The 15,376-nt window shown below is 69.2% G+C and carries 17 protein-coding genes; 7 read left to right on the forward strand and 10 right to left on the reverse strand.

All coding sequences use genetic code 11. The features are described from left to right. Positions 1 to 23: 23 nt before the first annotated feature. From ychF to AB4Z18_RS05905, 4 genes are all read left to right on the forward strand, one after another. Positions 24 to 1,097: a redox-regulated ATPase YchF gene (gene ychF, locus AB4Z18_RS05890; RefSeq protein ID WP_441781757.1), complete on the forward strand. Its 1,074-nt coding sequence runs from the start codon at positions 24 to 26 to the stop codon at positions 1,095 to 1,097. A 226-nt stretch (positions 1,098 to 1,323) separates the two neighbouring features. After that, a complete protein-coding gene (locus AB4Z18_RS05895; protein WP_441781758.1) occupies positions 1,324 to 2,007 on the forward strand; it encodes a hypothetical protein in 684 nt (227 codons plus the stop codon). A 423-nt stretch (positions 2,008 to 2,430) separates the two neighbouring features. Beyond that, the gene (locus AB4Z18_RS05900) at positions 2,431 to 3,600 is read left to right on the forward strand and encodes an acyl-CoA thioesterase/BAAT N-terminal domain-containing protein (protein ID WP_441782981.1); all 1,170 of its coding nucleotides are present in this window, start codon (positions 2,431 to 2,433) and stop codon (positions 3,598 to 3,600) included. 100 nt (positions 3,601 to 3,700) lie between these two features. Continuing rightward, positions 3,701 to 4,912 (forward strand): toxic anion resistance protein, encoded by a 1,212-nt coding sequence (locus AB4Z18_RS05905; RefSeq protein ID WP_441781759.1) that lies wholly within the window; start codon positions 3,701 to 3,703, stop codon positions 4,910 to 4,912. 13 nt (positions 4,913 to 4,925) lie between these two features. Here the strand turns inward: AB4Z18_RS05905 and AB4Z18_RS05910 are convergent, their stop codons facing one another. From AB4Z18_RS05910 to AB4Z18_RS05920, 3 genes are all read right to left on the reverse strand, one after another. Next, complete coding sequence (locus tag AB4Z18_RS05910) at positions 4,926 to 5,768, reverse strand: hypothetical protein (RefSeq protein WP_441781760.1); 843 nt, start codon at positions 5,766 to 5,768, stop codon at positions 4,926 to 4,928. A 192-nt stretch (positions 5,769 to 5,960) separates the two neighbouring features. Beyond that, positions 5,961 to 6,314: an antibiotic biosynthesis monooxygenase family protein gene (locus AB4Z18_RS05915; protein ID WP_441781761.1), complete on the reverse strand. Its 354-nt coding sequence runs from the start codon at positions 6,312 to 6,314 to the stop codon at positions 5,961 to 5,963. A 9-nt stretch (positions 6,315 to 6,323) separates the two neighbouring features. Then, entirely contained in the window at positions 6,324 to 6,875 is a 552-nt protein-coding gene (locus tag AB4Z18_RS05920; protein ID WP_441781762.1) for a sugar O-acetyltransferase, read from the reverse strand. A gap of 111 nt (positions 6,876 to 6,986) precedes the next feature. Between AB4Z18_RS05920 and AB4Z18_RS05925 the strand changes: the two genes are divergently transcribed. Further along, positions 6,987 to 7,448 carry a phage tail protein gene (locus AB4Z18_RS05925; protein ID WP_441781763.1) on the forward strand — a complete coding sequence of 154 codons (462 nt, stop codon included), beginning with the start codon at positions 6,987 to 6,989 and terminating at the stop codon, positions 7,446 to 7,448. Between the two features lie 15 nt (positions 7,449 to 7,463). Here AB4Z18_RS05925 and AB4Z18_RS05930 read toward each other — a convergent pair whose 3' ends face one another. From AB4Z18_RS05930 to AB4Z18_RS05945, 4 genes are all read right to left on the reverse strand, one after another. Beyond that, a complete protein-coding gene (locus tag AB4Z18_RS05930) occupies positions 7,464 to 8,111 on the reverse strand; it encodes an alpha/beta hydrolase family protein (protein WP_441781764.1) in 648 nt (215 codons plus the stop codon). Between the two features lie 344 nt (positions 8,112 to 8,455). Then, complete coding sequence (locus AB4Z18_RS05935) at positions 8,456 to 9,142, reverse strand: MgtC/SapB family protein (protein ID WP_441781765.1); 687 nt, start codon at positions 9,140 to 9,142, stop codon at positions 8,456 to 8,458. A 48-nt stretch (positions 9,143 to 9,190) separates the two neighbouring features. Beyond that, positions 9,191 to 10,603, reverse strand: a complete 1,413-nt coding sequence (locus tag AB4Z18_RS05940; protein WP_441781766.1) for an MFS transporter — start codon at positions 10,601 to 10,603, stop codon at positions 9,191 to 9,193. A gap of 57 nt (positions 10,604 to 10,660) precedes the next feature. Next, positions 10,661 to 10,906 (reverse strand): hypothetical protein, encoded by a 246-nt coding sequence (locus tag AB4Z18_RS05945; RefSeq protein WP_441781767.1) that lies wholly within the window; start codon positions 10,904 to 10,906, stop codon positions 10,661 to 10,663. A gap of 85 nt (positions 10,907 to 10,991) precedes the next feature. Here AB4Z18_RS05945 and AB4Z18_RS05950 point away from each other — a divergent pair, with 85 nt between their 5' ends. Both AB4Z18_RS05950 and AB4Z18_RS05955 read left to right on the forward strand, forming a co-directional pair. Further along, on the forward strand, positions 10,992 to 11,369 hold the full coding sequence (locus AB4Z18_RS05950) for a DUF7882 family protein (RefSeq protein WP_441781768.1): 378 nt from the start codon (positions 10,992 to 10,994) through the stop codon (positions 11,367 to 11,369). Position 11,370: 1 nt separating this feature from the next. After that, the gene (locus AB4Z18_RS05955; RefSeq protein ID WP_441781769.1) at positions 11,371 to 11,694 is read left to right on the forward strand and encodes a DUF7882 family protein; all 324 of its coding nucleotides are present in this window, start codon (positions 11,371 to 11,373) and stop codon (positions 11,692 to 11,694) included. 28 nt (positions 11,695 to 11,722) lie between these two features. Here AB4Z18_RS05955 and AB4Z18_RS05960 read toward each other — a convergent pair whose 3' ends face one another. Genes AB4Z18_RS05960 through AB4Z18_RS05970 form a run of 3 tightly spaced genes read right to left on the reverse strand, consistent with a single transcriptional unit; the run spans position 11,723 to position 15,336 of the window. Further along, positions 11,723 to 12,658 carry an NADP-dependent oxidoreductase gene (locus tag AB4Z18_RS05960; protein ID WP_441781770.1) on the reverse strand — a complete coding sequence of 312 codons (936 nt, stop codon included), beginning with the start codon at positions 12,656 to 12,658 and terminating at the stop codon, positions 11,723 to 11,725. A 46-nt stretch (positions 12,659 to 12,704) separates the two neighbouring features. Continuing rightward, on the reverse strand, positions 12,705 to 13,895 hold the full coding sequence (locus tag AB4Z18_RS05965) for an NYN domain-containing protein (protein WP_441781771.1): 1,191 nt from the start codon (positions 13,893 to 13,895) through the stop codon (positions 12,705 to 12,707). A 25-nt stretch (positions 13,896 to 13,920) separates the two neighbouring features. After that, a complete protein-coding gene (locus tag AB4Z18_RS05970) occupies positions 13,921 to 15,336 on the reverse strand; it encodes an aspartate aminotransferase family protein (protein WP_441781772.1) in 1,416 nt (471 codons plus the stop codon). Positions 15,337 to 15,376 lie beyond the last annotated feature (40 nt).

The raw sequence follows: 15,376 nt of genomic DNA on the forward strand, positions 1-15,376 counted from the left end.
CCCGGCCCGTAGAATGGACGACCGTGGCTCTCACTATCGGAATCGTCGGGCTGCCCAATGTGGGCAAGTCCACCCTGTTCAACGCGCTGACCAAGAACGACGCGCTCGCCGCGAACTACCCGTTCGCGACCATCGAGCCGAACGTCGGCGTGGTGAACCTGCCCGACTCGCGGCTCGACAAGCTGGCCGAGCTCTTCCACAGCGAGCGCATCGTGCCCGCACCCGTCTCGTTCGTCGACATCGCCGGAATCGTGAAGGGCGCGAGCGAGGGCGAAGGCCTGGGCAACAAGTTCCTGGCGAACATCCGCGAGGCGGACGCCATCGCGCAGGTCGTGCGCGGCTTCAGCGACGAGGATGTCGTGCACGTCGCCGGCAAGACCGACCCCGCCGGTGACATGGAGACCATCAACACCGAGCTCATCCTCGCCGACCTGCAGACCCTCGAGAAGGCGGAGCAGCGGTACGAGAAGGAAGTCAAGGGCCGCAAGCTCGAGCCGATCGTCCTCGAGACCGCGCGCGCCGCGATCGAGTACCTGAACTCGGGCAAGCCGCTCTCCACCTCGTCCATCGACCTGGAGCCCGTCCGCGAGCTGGGCCTCCTCACCGCTAAGCCGTTCATCTACGTGTTCAACGTGGATGAGGACGTCCTGACCGACGAGTCCCGTCGCGCCGAGCTGGCTGCCCTGGTTGCGCCGGCCCAGGCCGTCTTCCTCGACGCCAAGCTGGAGTCGGAGCTCATCGACCTCGACGCCGCCGACGCCGCCGAACTGCTCGCGTCGACCGGCCAGGAGGAGTCCGGCCTCGACCAGCTCGCCCGCATCGGCTTCGACACCCTCGGCCTCCAGACCTACCTGACGGCGGGCCCGAAGGAGTCGCGCGCCTGGACCATCCGGAAGGGCTCGAAGGCCCCGCAGGCGGCCGGCGTCATCCACACCGACTTCGAGAAGGGCTTCATCAAGGCCGAGGTCATCTCCTTCGACGACCTGATGGATGCCGGAAGCATCGCCGAGGCCCGCTCCCGCGGCAAGGCACGCATGGAGGGCAAGGACTACGTCATGCAGGACGGCGACGTGGTCGAGTTCCGGTTCAACGTCTAGCTGATCTGGGGTTTCCTGCTACGTTCGTGCCTGATTGAAGGGCCTCTGATCGGGTAGCCGGACCCGAGACGGTCGCTCGATGAAGGCAAGGGCGCTTTCCATCGTGGTCGCATCCGTTTGATCAAACTCCCGAACACAGGACGCCGGGGCAGTTCTGCGGCGAACCTGAAAGGGAACCATATCGACCCGACCGGACATTGGTAGGTAAACGCCTATCGGAGGAAACATGAAGTCACGAACGGTTGCTGGAGCAGTATGGATCGCCGTGGTCCTGCTTCTCGGCGGATGCGCGTCAGCGGTCCCGGCCGTGCCAGTGAGCCCCAGCACGACGGTGACACAGGTTCCGAACCCCACTGCGATCGAGTCCGCGACTCCGGAACCGACTCAGAATCCTGCCGACCCGAGCACCTGGATTCTGGGGTTCGACCGGGTTGCCGACGTCCGTGTCGGTCAGTCGCTGACCGCCCTCGCGTCCGCAGCCGAGCTGGTGCCTGTGGAAGACACGGTCGACTGCCCGCCCGGGTATTGGACTGACCCGGAGGCGCCGCCCGCTGCGATCAACATCTCGGTGATGCAAGAGGGTTCGCGGGGGACTGCGGTGCCGGACCCGACCTTCTCGTACGCGCGGTTCGCGGTGCGTGAACCGTCGGAGGCGGTTGTCTCGTCTTCACCCTCCACCGACGCGGGGATCCGGATCGGATCGACGGAGTCCGATCTCCTGGCTGCGTACCCGAACATTCAGAAGACGCACTCCAAGTATGACGACTCGATGGGGTACACCACGTACGCGGACGGCCCGTCCGGTGGGCGCTACCTCGTGTTCCAGGTCGCCGCGGCACCGTCTGGCGCGCGAACCGTCATCAGCATGCTCTCGACGAGCAGGAACAACGTCATCGACGTCTGCGACTGACCGGCACGGTGGCGCCCCCGCCGCTTCACCGTCTGACTTCTTGGCTGATCGCTCCCCTCAGCTCGCCTCAGACCCTTCCCGGCCGAGGGGTCGGGGTTCATACTGGGGCGATCCGCTGACTGTCGACCCGCAGACCGATCGGGCTTCCCTTCTCAGCGGAACACCTGATGAGGAGTGGACCGATGGTCATCTCCACGGCCGATCCGTCGGCGAGAGCACTGGCGGTATGCGCGCTCTGCGAACCGTTCGGTTGGCGAGGATGACGGTGACGGTATGCGACGCCGGGGGCGTAAAAGCAGAGCGGCGACTTCCGTCGCTCTGGCGCTGACTGCGGCTGTTGTTCTCGCCGGGTGCACCGTCGCGCTGAACAGCCGCCAGGGACCGCGTTTTGTGACATCGCCGCCTGTCAGCCAAACGGCAATGATGTGGGCCCGGGACCTGCGTCTTGTGGATGTCGCACCAGGCAGCCGGATCCACCTCAGAGCGTGGCTCGACACGGAGCTTGGCAAGTGGGCGTCATCAGCGAGCTACTCCGTGCCGGGATCGGGGATTCTCGATCTAGGCACTGCCAGGCCACAACTTGCCGCATTCACGGAGCCCGATTCGAGCGGGCTGTTCTGGTCGTTGCGGGGGCCTGACGTCGCGTCATCTGAACTGGTGCAACTCTGGACCCGGTCCACTGTGGCGGTGACGGTGGAGGCCAGCGAAAGGGGCCGGATCATCGCAAGCCGCAAGTTCCCCCTCGGCGGGTACGGGGCAGCGGCAGCGCCCATCACGGTCAGCACCTTCGATCTCGCCCAGTCAGCCGTCGCAGCGGGCGAGAGGTTCCTGCCTCAGAGCTCCCGGGAAGACACCGCGATCGGGTCCTATTTCGCCGCACGATCCGCGCCGGGATCACGGGCGCCCACGGTGATCGTCTTCGATGACCAAGCCGTGGGGGAGTCGTCCGATTACATCGGACCCTTGCTGAGGCGGTTCGGTGCGGCCGTCTTCGTGCTGCCGGTGACGGTCAGCGATTCCGGAGTCTATGCTGCGAGCGTGTTCGACACGACGGCTTTTGCAGCGTTGCTCGACTGGCTCGACCAGCGTCCCGACGTGGACAAGCGCAAAGTGTTCACCTATGGCACTTCTCAGTCGGCTCAGTTCGCGCTGTGGGCGGCTGCCCGTTTCAATGATCGCGTAGCAGGCGTTTTCGCCGCCGGCGGAGCCACTGCTTTGCTCTGCCTGCGCGGAGCCGGCGCTTCGCCCGTGTCGGAGAACGGCGTACCTGTCCCGTGCCACCAGCGAGCCGACGTGATCGACGACGGCGCCCTCCTCCCGCTCGGATCGGTCACGGCCCCCGTCGTGCTCGGCTGCGCGGGTCGCGACGACGTGTTACCGAACGCCTGCCCCTGGCTCGACGCGGCCGTGCGGATTCGGGGTCCACGGGTCGGGGATGTGATCATTCGCGCCCCCGACGCGGTGCATGAGATGACAGCGCCCCCGGGCCTGCCGATCGCGCTGCCGGAGGGCGAGACCGCCCAAGCCACGGAGAAGGCGAGGGTGCAATTCTGGGATGCGGTCAGTCGGGTGCTGCGAGAAGTGGCCGACTGAAGAGGTGACGTCGCGGGGCGAGCAATTCTGCCACGGCGCGGAAGGCCAGTCGTTCTACTCTTGACCTCGGGGGCACTGCCGCTCCTGAGAGGAGACGCGCATGTCCGAACTCGAGGGGGACCAGCCGTCCACCCTGCCCGAAGGCCCCGAGAACGCTGGAGTCGTCCTCACGCCGCCCGCTGCCGTCCCGGAGATTCGGGAGGAGCAGGCGATCGGCATGGTCGCGGTCCCGCCGGGGAAACGCGCCGAGCTGCAGGATAAGGCGCAGACCTTTGTGGACGAGCTGGCTGCTCTTGAGCCTGGCAGCCCGGAGTTCACCCGCAAGATCGTCGACGTCACACGCCTGGGCGAGAAGGAGATCCGCTCGTCCGCGGATATGGCGAACCGGATGCTCGAGCGGCCGTCGACCTCGCTCGCGGCCGCGCGGGGACGCGGCGCGGCGTCGGAACCGCAGGCGCAGGTGGCGCGTGCGCTGCAGGACCTGCGAACGACCATCACCGACCTCGACCCGGGCCGCGCGGACCTGACCGCGCCCAAGCGTGCGCTGATCCGTATCCCGGGCGGCCGCAAGCTGACGCGCTACTTCGAGCGGTACCAGTCGGCGCAGAAGCAGCTCGACGCGATCCTCAGAGCGCTGATCTCGGGTCAGGATGAGCTCCTGAAAGACAACGCCGCGATCGAGCTTGAACGGGAGAGACTCTGGACGACGATGGGCACGCTCGCTGAGTACAACGCCCTCGCCTCCGCGCTCGACGGCGCCACTGCTGCCCGGATCGCGGAGCTTCGGGCGTCCGACCCTGCGCGGGCCGACACGATGACTGCGGACGCCCTGTTCCCCATCCGTCAGCGCCGGCAGGATCTGACCACGCAGATCGCCGTGTCGGTGCAGGGCTATCTGGCGCTGGATGTGCTCCGGAAGAACAACGCGGAGCTCATCAAAGCTGTCGAGCGCGCACGCACGACGACCATCTCAGCGCTCCGCACCGCCGTGGTCGTGGCCGACGGGCTCGAGAACCAGCGGTTGGTGCTCGACCAGATCGGCGCCCTCAACGAAACCACCAATTCGATGATCGACCGCACGAGCGAGCTTTTGAAGCAGCAGACCGGGATGGTCCACGATCAGGCGTCGTCGTCGGGGGTGAGCGTGGAGACGCTGCAGCGCGCCTTCGACAACGTCTTCGCGACGATCGACGCCGTCGACGGGTACCGCGCGAAAGCGGTGGAGTCGATGGCCGTCACCGTCGATGCGCTCGAACAGCAGGTGGCGCGGTCGCGGAGCTACCTGGACCGGTCGCGCTCCAGCACGAGCTGAGCGCCGTGGCACGTCACGGCAGGTCGAGCTTCAGCCTCGACCCGGCGAACCGGTCGGCCAGGAAGCGGCCGTTGATCAGCAGGGCGGACGCATCCTGCTCGACCGCCGCATCCCTCATCGTCCGCGCCGCGGATTCGAGCGCGTCGAGCTGAGCGATCAGCGCCTGGGCCGGTGTGAGTCCGCCGGCCAGCACGTGCTCGGCAGCCCATTCGGCGGGCAGAGCGAGGTAGGCCCGCAACGTGTCGGGAAGGTAGACGGTCGCCGCCACCCGCACGATCACCTCCGGCTCGCCCGACCCGGCCACGCGCGGAAGGGTGTCGGCGAGCAGCTCACCGATCCGGCCGACGGCCGCCACGGCCTCGTCCGGGATACGGCGCCCGACGCGCGCGGCAAGGGTCAGCAGGTCGCGTGCGAGGTTCGCATCGTCGACGTGGATCTCCGAGCCGGGCGGCAGAATGCCCAGCGTCTGCAGGGCGCGCGCCGAATCCGCCGAATCTTCGGCGGCATGAACGGCCAGGCGGGCGACGAGCTGGGCGAACGCCGTCAACCATTGACCGAGAGGGATGGTGCGGGTCGAGAGCGAGACGGCTCCGTAATGCTGCTCGACCTCCGCAGTCCAGCGAGGTCCCGGCTCCCACCGTAGGGACAGGGCCTCGGTCTGGCCGGACAGCCGGACTCGGGTGATGGCGCCGGGGCGGTGGGCGATCCGATCGGACAGGGAGCGAGTGCGTTCGACGGAGAGCGCACTCGAGGCGACGTCGGCCGGGAGCGAACGCGTCACGCTGTCGATGAGTTCACGCAGGAGCGACTCCGCGTCGGAGTCCGTTCCCGCTCTGCTCAGCCTGTCCAGCTCCATACTTGTGCTCCATGCCTGACCCGCTCATCCAAGCACTTCCGACGCGTTTGGAGAACACTGCCGGCGTCCTTCTCGGCCGCCGCTCGGAAACCCTGGCGAGATTCGGCACGAATGTCGACTTTCGGGGGGTGATTATCGACATTCGTGCCGAATCCGCATCCTGAAAACAGGAGGCGCGGCGGGATGCGCACGTCAGCCCGGCAGCCGCGCCGACTCCGGCACGTGCTCCAGGCCGAGCCCGGGCTGGCCGTACGTGCTGAGCACCTGGCCGATGACGACGCGGTAGGGGCCGATCCACCGCTCGTGGAGGCGCTTCGCCTCGCGGTGGGTGTCCATTCCGATGAGCTGGTGCAGGGCGTCCAGGCTGCTCCAGTAGTAGACCTCCGAGTGCAGGCCGGTCTCCGGGTTGTGCCACGACTCTTCGCCGAGGAAGCCGGGGATGGCGCGGGCCCGCTCGGCGATCTCGTCGTTGAGGCGGTGGAAGTCGTCGTCGTACGGCTTCGTCTCGAAGATGAAGGTGGAGGTGTAGACGGCCGCGCTGCTCATGACGCGATCCTAGTCAGCGGTGGCCCAGGTGCGGCGGACGGCTGCCTTCGTCCCGGCGACCAGGCTCCGCGGGGGGACGTCGTCGGCCACGACGGCGCCGGCGGCGATGACCGAGTCGCGGCCGATCGTCACCCCGGGCAGGATGGTCGCGCCCGCGCCGATCCACACGTTCTCTTCGACGTGGATGGGACCGCCGGTCAGCCACACGCGCCGGTCGTCGGTGTCGACCGGGTGGCCGACGGTGATGAAGGTCACCTTCGGCGCGACCATCACCCGCTCGGCCAGCCGGATCCCCGCGTAGTCGAGGAACGTGCAGTTCTGGTTGATGAACACCCGCTCGGCGAGGTGCAGGTTGCGGCCGTTGTCGGTGAAGAACGGCGGGTAGATGGTCGTCCGCTGCGGCAGGGGAGCGCCCAGGATCTGCTCGAACAGGGCTGCCTTTCCCGCTTCGTCGTCGAACGGCAGCACGTTGAGTCGCGACGTCAGCGCGGTCACCTCCAGCACCCGCTCGGACATTGCCTGGAACTCGGGACTGTGGATGCGCATGAGCAACTCGGACACCTCACCGATCCTGGACCGCCGCCGGCGCGGCGGATAGCGGACACGCCCGCGCGACCCCGATCGGCGCCCGCGCGCTACGGTTGGTCGGAACACCGCACCCCGGGAGGTCCCATGCCGTACGTCGTCGACTTCGAGAACGTCTCCACCACCGGGCTGGAGTCGTCTCCGGTCCCGGACGCCCTTGCCGGCCTGCGCGCGAACGAGGCGCGCTACCACCGCAACAAGTACGACCACACGTTCACGGTCGGGACGGCAGCGGAGGAGGCGGATGCGGTCGAGCGCGTGGCGCACATCCTCAAAGAGGAGCGCGGCATCGTCATCGCGTCCCGGCCGCTCGAGGCGACGGACTTCGAGGTCGACGGCATCCACATGACCTACGTCTTCTACGAGTCCGGCCTGTCCATCAACGTGATGTACACGTTGGCCGAGGGCGGGAAGCGCGCGGTCGGTTTCAAACTCTCCGACGGGATGGATGTGCCCGACGAGCTGTCGACCTTCAAATTCGCCCGCCAGAAGTCGAAGCTCGCCGGAACCATCCGCGGTTCGTACTTCGTCATCAAGGGCGAGTACTGACGGCGACTGGCGATCTCAGACCAGAGCGAGGACGAACTCGGCGACCGTTGCCGTGACGAGGTCGCGGACGCCGGCCGCGCCGAGTGGCGACGCCTTGGGCACCTTCATGCCGTGATCGGCACCGGGAACCTCCACGATCCGGATGCGGTCCGACGGCCCGACCGCCGCTCTGACGTCCTCCGCGCTCCCGAACGTGTCGCCTCCGCCCTGCACCACCAGCGTAGGCGCGACCGGCGCCAGCAGCTCCTCCAACCGCGACTTGTCGGGACTTCCCGGCGGGTGCAGCGGGAACGCGAGACACACCACTCCCGCCACCCCGATCTCGTCCGCGGTGCGGCAGGCGACGCGGGCGCCCGCGCTGCGACCGCCTGTCACCAGCGGCAGGCCGTCCGCGAGGTCGCGCACCGCCGGTGCGGTCTCCCGCCACGCGATGTCGAGGGTCGCAGGCCTCGCCGCGACCCGTTTCCCGGCCACCCGCCACGGCTGCTCGTAGCGCACGACAGTGATGCCCCTAGCGGGCAGGCGGGACGCGAGGACGGACAGGTCCACAGCGTCGATGCCGCCGCCCGCGCCGTGCCCGAGCCACAGCACGGCACGGGCGTCCTCGGCGGCGGCGACCGTCAGCCGCCCGGGACCGACGGAGGTGGGGATGTCGAGCTGCATGGTCCCGACGCTACTCGACTCGGCCCTCTGACTCTTGATTCCGGCGCTCCGCGGGCTCTTGATTCCGGCGCTCCGCGGGCGGACCATGGAAGTGGCGAAGCGGGCGCCACGGGTCGGATGGGGATGATCACGATGGTCGCGGACTCACAAGTGTGCAGAGTGTGCGGAGGGCCGATCTCTGCGGAGCGGCGGCTGATGCCGACGTCCCGGGGGAGCTGGGCGGTGGTGACGGTGCCGGTGGGCTGCCGGAATCCGCTGTGCCCGTTGTCGACGACCGAACAGCGCACCGCCCCACCCGGCAGCGCCACGCTGGTGGCCTGAGCCGCCGGCACCGAGCATCAGCCTCACTGCACGAGCGGACCCGTGTGCACGCTCGTCACGCCGTCGAGGGCAGCTAGCTCGGTGACCAACCGCTGGGTGTCGGACGCGTTCCCGCGCACACGTACGCCGACTTCCACCCGATCGGTGCCGGCGATGCTCCGCAGGTCGCCGACGTGGGTTCGGATTCCGGACGTCGCGCACGCCTCGAGCGCACGGGCGAGAGCATCGCCCGCCCGTTCCGCCTGGATCGTGACCAGCGTCCCGGAGGTGCGGCGCAGCAGCCGTTCGGCGGTCGGGAGCGTTCCCACCGCGACGAGGTGAAGCGCCGTCCCGGCCAGGGCGATCAGCGGCAGCCCGGCGCCGCACGCCATCCCGACGGCAGCCGTCACCCAGATGGATGCTGCCGTCGTCAGTCCCACCACGTTGCCGCGGTTGACGAAGATCACTCCGGCGCCGACGAAGCCGATCCCGGTCACGACCTGCGCGGCGATCCGGGACGGATCGGTCGTCTCGAGCCCGAGCGGCGCGAATCCGTAGGCCGAGACCAGCGTGAAGAGGGCGGATCCCAGGCCGACCAGGATGTGCGTGCGCAGCCCCGCGCTCTTCAGCCGCCGCTCCCGCTCGATCCCGATCACGGCAGACAGCACGAACGCGAACAGGAGCAGCAGCAGTTCTGTCACCAGTTCGGTCCCGCCCAGCCAGAGCGCCATGGGGGGATTGTAGGTGCGGCGACTCCAACCGCGCACCGGTGATCTGCGTCAGCCCGCCGCCGGCTGCGCGCTCGGCCCCGCCGCGCGAGGCCCCCGTGGGCGCACGAGCACGAGCAGCGCCAGGTGCACGACGGAAAGCGTCGTCGCGACAGCGACCGCGGTGAGCCAGCTCGCGGCGGTGGTCCCGCCGCTGAACAGCAGACCCAGCACGGTCGTCGCGACGATCGCGCCGATGTAGCGGGAGGTCTGGAAGATTCCCGCGGCGACGCCGCTGTCCTCCGGGCGCGCCGACGCGTACAGCGCCTGATTCATCCCGATGCTGACCACGCAGTAGGGGATACCGAGGGCGGCCGTGAGGAGCAGCACGACCCACGGCGCGGTCGTGGCCGCGGCAACCGCCAGCAGGGCGGCTCCGGCCACCAGCGCGATGGCGCCCGCGATGAGCGTCGGACGCAGCCCGATCGACTCGATCGCCCGCGCGGCGACGGGCGTCACGACGATCGTGACGGCCGCGAGGGGGAACATCAAGAGACCTGCGACGCCCGCAGAGTAGCCGCCGTGGGTCTGCAGGTACTGCGGCAGGCCGAAGAACGCCGAGTAGTAGACCACGTTGAAGATGGCGAACGACAGGTACACCATCAGCAGCCGGCGGTTCTTAGCCAGGAGCCGCAGGTCGAGGAACGGGTGGGACGAGCGCAGTTCCCGCCAGACGAAGAGCGCCGCGGCGACCACGCTGACCGGCAGCAGCCACCACAGCGGCTGCGGCCGGAGATCGAGGAGGAACACCAGGAGCGAGGTGAGGGTGGCGATGAAGAGCAGGATGCCGGGGATGTCCGACTCGATCAGGGTGCGCCCCAGGGAGGTGCGCGCTCGCACCGCGTCATGAGGCGCGAACAGCCAGGCGCCCACGAACGCGACCAGCGCGAGCGGCACGTTCACCCAGAAGATCGACTGCCAGCCGAGGAATGTGATCAGCGCGCCGCCGAGGACCGGTCCGATCGCGGCGCCGGAGGTGTTGGCGATCTGGATGCGGCCGAGCAGCCGAGGCGTTCCGACGCCCGACCCCTTCGACAGCGGGCGGAGCATGGCGATCGCAGACGGGAACGCCGTCGCCGTCCCGATGGCAAGCGCCACGCGGCCGGCGCACACCGCGGCGAACGACCCGGCGAACGGGGTGAGCGCGCACGCGAGCGCGACGACGAGCATCCCGAACAGGAAGAGTCTGCGCGGGCCGAAGCGGTCCGCCAGCCGGCCCATCAGCGGCTGCCCGGCCGCCGAGGCCAGGTAGAAGGAGGTGATGACCCAGGTGACGGCGGTCACATCCACCCGGAAGTCGTGCTGGAGCGGCACCAGGGCCACGGCGATCATCGACGAATTGAGCGGGTTGAGGAGCGTGCCGAGGCTGAGCGCGGCGACCGCTGCACCGGTGCGCGGGCGCGGCGATTCGTCGGAGGGAGTCACTCCGGCAAGGCTACCCGCGCGGAACGGGCGCACTGGGCCGACGGGCGCCGCGGGTGATCAGTCGGCCAGGTCGTCGGTGGTCACGGGGACGGTGGAACGGTACGGGTAGGCCGGCATCGAGGAGTACTCCTCCTCGTCGGCCAGCTCGTAGACGTCGTAGGCGAGTGCGCCTGCGAACGTGGTGGCGACGCGGATCTCGCCCGGCGGGCAGCCGCCGATCAGCGGCACGACCACGACGCTGTCGAGGGTCCGGCCGTCCTCGTAGAGGAGGGCCGCTTTGATGGTTCGCGTAAGAGCGTCCATGACCGGACTTTACTTCGGCGCGCGGGGGCCGGACTTGACGGCGCGCGGTCGTTTGGAGAAAGTGATCACACGAGGAGGGAGACGCGTGGGAACGCTGATCTACGACGGTGCCGACGGCTTCACGTTCGATGACCGGGTGCTGGCGCACCTGCAGGCGGTCATCCAGACGAAACTGAGGCGCCGGGAGGGGTTCCTCCTCATCTGGACGGACCGCACGGCGGGGGCGGACGGCATCCTGCGCTCGATCTGGCTCGACCCGTCCATCTCGGTGCAGTTCGTGTTCGCCGGGCCGACGCTTCCGGAGCTGAACCGCGACTGGCTCACCCTGCTGAGTGAGCGCGCCAACAGCAACTCCGGGCTGATGCTTGAAGACGACCTGCGGGCCGAGATCCGCGAAGAGGTACCGCAGGGCAGCTACCGCGCGAGCAAATCCAGGAACGGGAAGCGGCCGGACGGGGCGTGACGTGGCGACCCTGATCTACGGGTACCTCAACCGGGAGTACGAGTTCGACGACCGAACGTTGTCGCACGTCAAGATGGCGATCGTCACGAAGCTCCGGAGGCACGAGAGCTTCCTCCTGAACTGGCAGGTTCCTGCCGACCGCGGCGGGGGCCGGATCAGCCTATGGATCAGCCGCGAAGTCCCCATGGCGTTCGTCTTCAACAGCAACAGGCCGCCGAAGCTCAACGAGCGGTGGATGGAGGCGCTGCTCCGCTCGAGTCAGCGCACGGGAGGCATGGTCGTCGTCTCCGAGGCGGAGGCGGAACAGGGCGCACGGGAGCACTGATCCCGGCCGAACTGCGCCTCCGCCCGGTTCAGGCGAGGAGCGCGATCTTGCCGCCGGGGTGTCCCTCCTTGAGGTAGGCGAGCGCCTCCGGCGCATCGGCGAGCGGATACGTGCGCGCGATGGGCACCTGCAGCCGACCGCTGCCCGCGAGTTCGAGTAGGCGCCCGCGGACGGAGTCGCGATACGCCTGGCTCTCTGGCTGCGCTCCGAAGACGGCGAGAAATCCGTCCTGCTCGGCCCGCTTCGCGTCGACGATCGTGACGATCCGCAGCCGGTCGGGGACGAGCTCCAGCGAGACGTCGATCGCCTCCTCGGTGCCCACAGTGTCGAGCGCCGCCGCGATCGGTCCTTGGGCCGCCTCGGTCGCCCGCTCGGCGAGGCCCGGACCGTACGCGATCGGCAGTCCGCCGAAGCGGCGCACGCGCGCGAAGCTCGCCTCGCTGGCGGTGCCGACCACCCGGACGCCGAGTTCGGCCGCCTGTTGCAGGATGCTGACACCGACCGCGCCGGAAGCACCGTGCACGAGAATGGTGTCACCCGCGTGGACGTCGGTCACCTCCAGCATCTGCGCGGCCGTGCTCCCGGCGAGCAGCAGGTTCGCCGCCTCCTCGTCGGCCAGGCGGGCGGGCTTGGCGAAGACGTCCTTCGCGGGGACGGTGACCTCGGTCGCATACCCGCCCTGGATGCGGAACGCCACGACCTCGTCGCCGACGGCTCCGCCACCCGAGGCGATCTCGGTGTCCGGCCCCAGGGCCGAGATCACCCCGGCCACCTCGTACCCGATCGGAACAGGAAGCTCCAGACCCTCACGCGGCGCCGAGACGTGCTTGTAGTCGGCGGGGTTCACTCCCGCAGCCCGGACCGCGATGGTCACCTCGCCCGTCCCGGGTTGAGGGACGTCGACCTCGGCGAACTCCCACGTCTCCGGTCCGCCCCACTCAGTTGCTCTCCACTGTCGTGCCATATCCGCAGTCAACTCCCGCTGTCTGAATTCCGGCTCAGGACGCAGCTCAGGATGCGGAGACCGGGTCGGCGGCCCGGCCGCTGTGCCGGGCGCGGCGCGTACGGGTCGGCGCGAGGCGCAGCATCTGCGCCGTCGAACTGTCGTCGAGCTCGACGAGGTCGCTGCGCGACTTGATGAAGTCGCTGAAGGATCGGTAGCCGAGGGCCTTCTCGCTGAAGGAGGGGTCCATCCGCTTCATCTGGCCCTTCACCGTTGAGCTGTGCAGCCACGGCGAGTCGTCCTTCTCGTGGCCGAGCTGCATCGCACGGGCGAGGAGGCGTGTGGCGACGTGCTGCGGGTCCTCGACCTGCTCCTCGCTGCCCTCCTCGTCGGTCTCGACGGGGGCCGATCGCCGGCGACTGCCGCGCTTGGCGCGTGTGGCCGGTTCGGCGGTCTCCTCGGCGGGCGTGGTCTCCGTCGACGCGGAATCCTGCTCCGTGGTCGCGGCAGCTGCGGTGTCGGCTCCGGCGGCACTCTCGGCCGGCTCCTTCGCGGCCTTCCGGCTGCGGCTGCGGGTCGGGGCCGCGACCGGCGGCGTGGACTCGGCCGCACCCGCGCCGGCCGTGCTCGCCGCCGCCTCGCTGCCTTCGACCTCGCCGATCTGCAGCTCGTCGGCGTCGGCGGCCTCGTCGCGGGCGATCCCGGGCAGGTCGTCGTAGCTGACGAACTCGTCGCACGCTGCGGCGAGCGACTTCGCGGTGGAGCCGGCCACGCCGATGCCGATCACGTAGCGGCCGAGCCGCTTCACCCGCTGGGCCAGCGGCACGTAGTCCGAGTCGCCCGCGACGATGACGACGTGGGTCAGCTCGGGCAGGCGGAACAGGTCTTCGACCGCGTCGACGGCGAGCCGGATGTCGGCGCCGTTCTTCGCGTAGGCGGCGGCCGGGAAGAGCTGGACCAGGTCGACGGCCCGGCCGACCAGCTGGCCGCGGTACTCGGCGTTCACTGCCGACGACCAGTCGGCGTAGGCCCGAGTGAGCACCAGGGTGCCGAACGACGAGGCGAAATCGATCACAGCGCCGAGGTCGACGCGCGCGTCCGCCAGCTTCTCGGCGAAACCGGCCTTCGGGGCGCTGGAACTCGACTTGGGCCGGTCGCGCATGTACGTGCCGCGGCCATGCACCTGGTCGTACCGCGAGATGATGATGTTGTCGAAGTCTATGTAGACCGCGACGCGGCCGTCTCCAGGTTCACTCATGGTGCCACGATATCCCGCTGCCCTGTCAGGCGCGGACGTAGCGGTCGGCCACCTCCAGTGCCGCGTCGATCGCGGCGAGGCCCCGCCGCAGCTCGTCCTCGGTGATCACCAGCGGCGGCGCCACGTGGATGCGGTTGAAGTGGGTGAACGGCCACACTCCGGCCGCTTTGCAGGCCGCGGCCACTTCGGCCATCGGTGCGGCGTCGGCACCTGCCGCGTTGAACGGCACCAGCGGCTCACGCGTGGACGGATCGCGGACCAGCTCCAGCGCCCAGAACAGCCCGCGTCCGCGGACCTCGCCGAGCGACGGGTGCCGCGACAGCCAGGATCGCAGCTCCGGCTCGACGACGCGCGAGCCGAGGTCGCGCACCCGCTCCAGGATTCCATCCCGCTCGAACACGTCGAAGGTGGCGACGCCGGCGGCGCAAGCCAGGGGATGCCCGGAGTAGGTGAGCCCGCCCGGGAACGCGACGTCGTCGAAGTGGTCGGCGATCGCGTCGGAGATGACCACACCGCCGAGCGGCACGTAGCCCGAGTTGACGCCCTTGGCGAAGGTGATCAGGTCGGGGACCACGCTGAACGCATCCACGGCGAACCACTCGCCGATGCGCCCGAACCCGACCATGACCTCGTCGGCGATGTACACGATGCCGTACCGGTCGCAGAGCTCGCGGACGCCCGCGAGGTAGCCCGGTGGAGGGACGAGCACGCCGTTGGTGCCGACCACCGTCTCGGCGATGATCGCGGCGATGGTGCCGGCTCCCTCCAGCACGATCACGTTCTCGAGGTGCTCGAGCGCGCGCTGCGTCTCCTCCTCCGGCGTTGCCGAGTGGAAGGCGCTGCGGTACGGGTACGGGCCGAAGAAGTGCGCGACGGAGGGGTCGCTCGGCTCGTTCGGCCAGCGGCGCGGGTCGCCGGTCAGCGCGATCGCGGTCGCGGTGCCGCCGTGGTACGAGCGGTACATCGACAGCACCTTGCGCCGGCCGGTGACCAGGCGGGCGAGCCTGACGGCGTACTCATTCGCGTCCGCGCCTCCATTCGTGAAGAAGACCCGGTTCAGCGTGCCCGGAGCCACCTCCGCGATGCGCCGGGCGAGCTCCCCGCGCACGTCGTTCGCCATCGACGGCTGCACGGTGGCGAGCCGTCCGGCCTGCTGCTGGATGGCCGCGACGAGGTCGGGATGCTGGTGGCCGAGGTTCAGGTTGACCAGCTGCGAGCTGAAGTCGAGGTACGCGTTGCCGTCGTAGTCCCAGAACGTCGAGCCTTCGCCCGCGGCGATGGGCAGCGGGTCGATCTTCGCCTGGGCGCTCCAGGAGTGGAAGACGTGGCCGCGGTCGTCCCGGCGCACCTGGGCCTCGGCCGCGGTATCCCCGAACGGATGCTCGATGCCGTGCCGGTCGGTGTACCCGGTGCGCGTAGAGGTGTGGATGGTGTCGGTCATGTCTGCCCTTTATTCAGGAGTTGCCGGAGTCAGGAGTTGC

This window comes from Leifsonia sp. 2TAF2 (assembly GCF_052115085.1).
Taxonomy (GTDB): domain Bacteria; phylum Actinomycetota; class Actinomycetes; order Actinomycetales; family Microbacteriaceae; genus Leifsonia.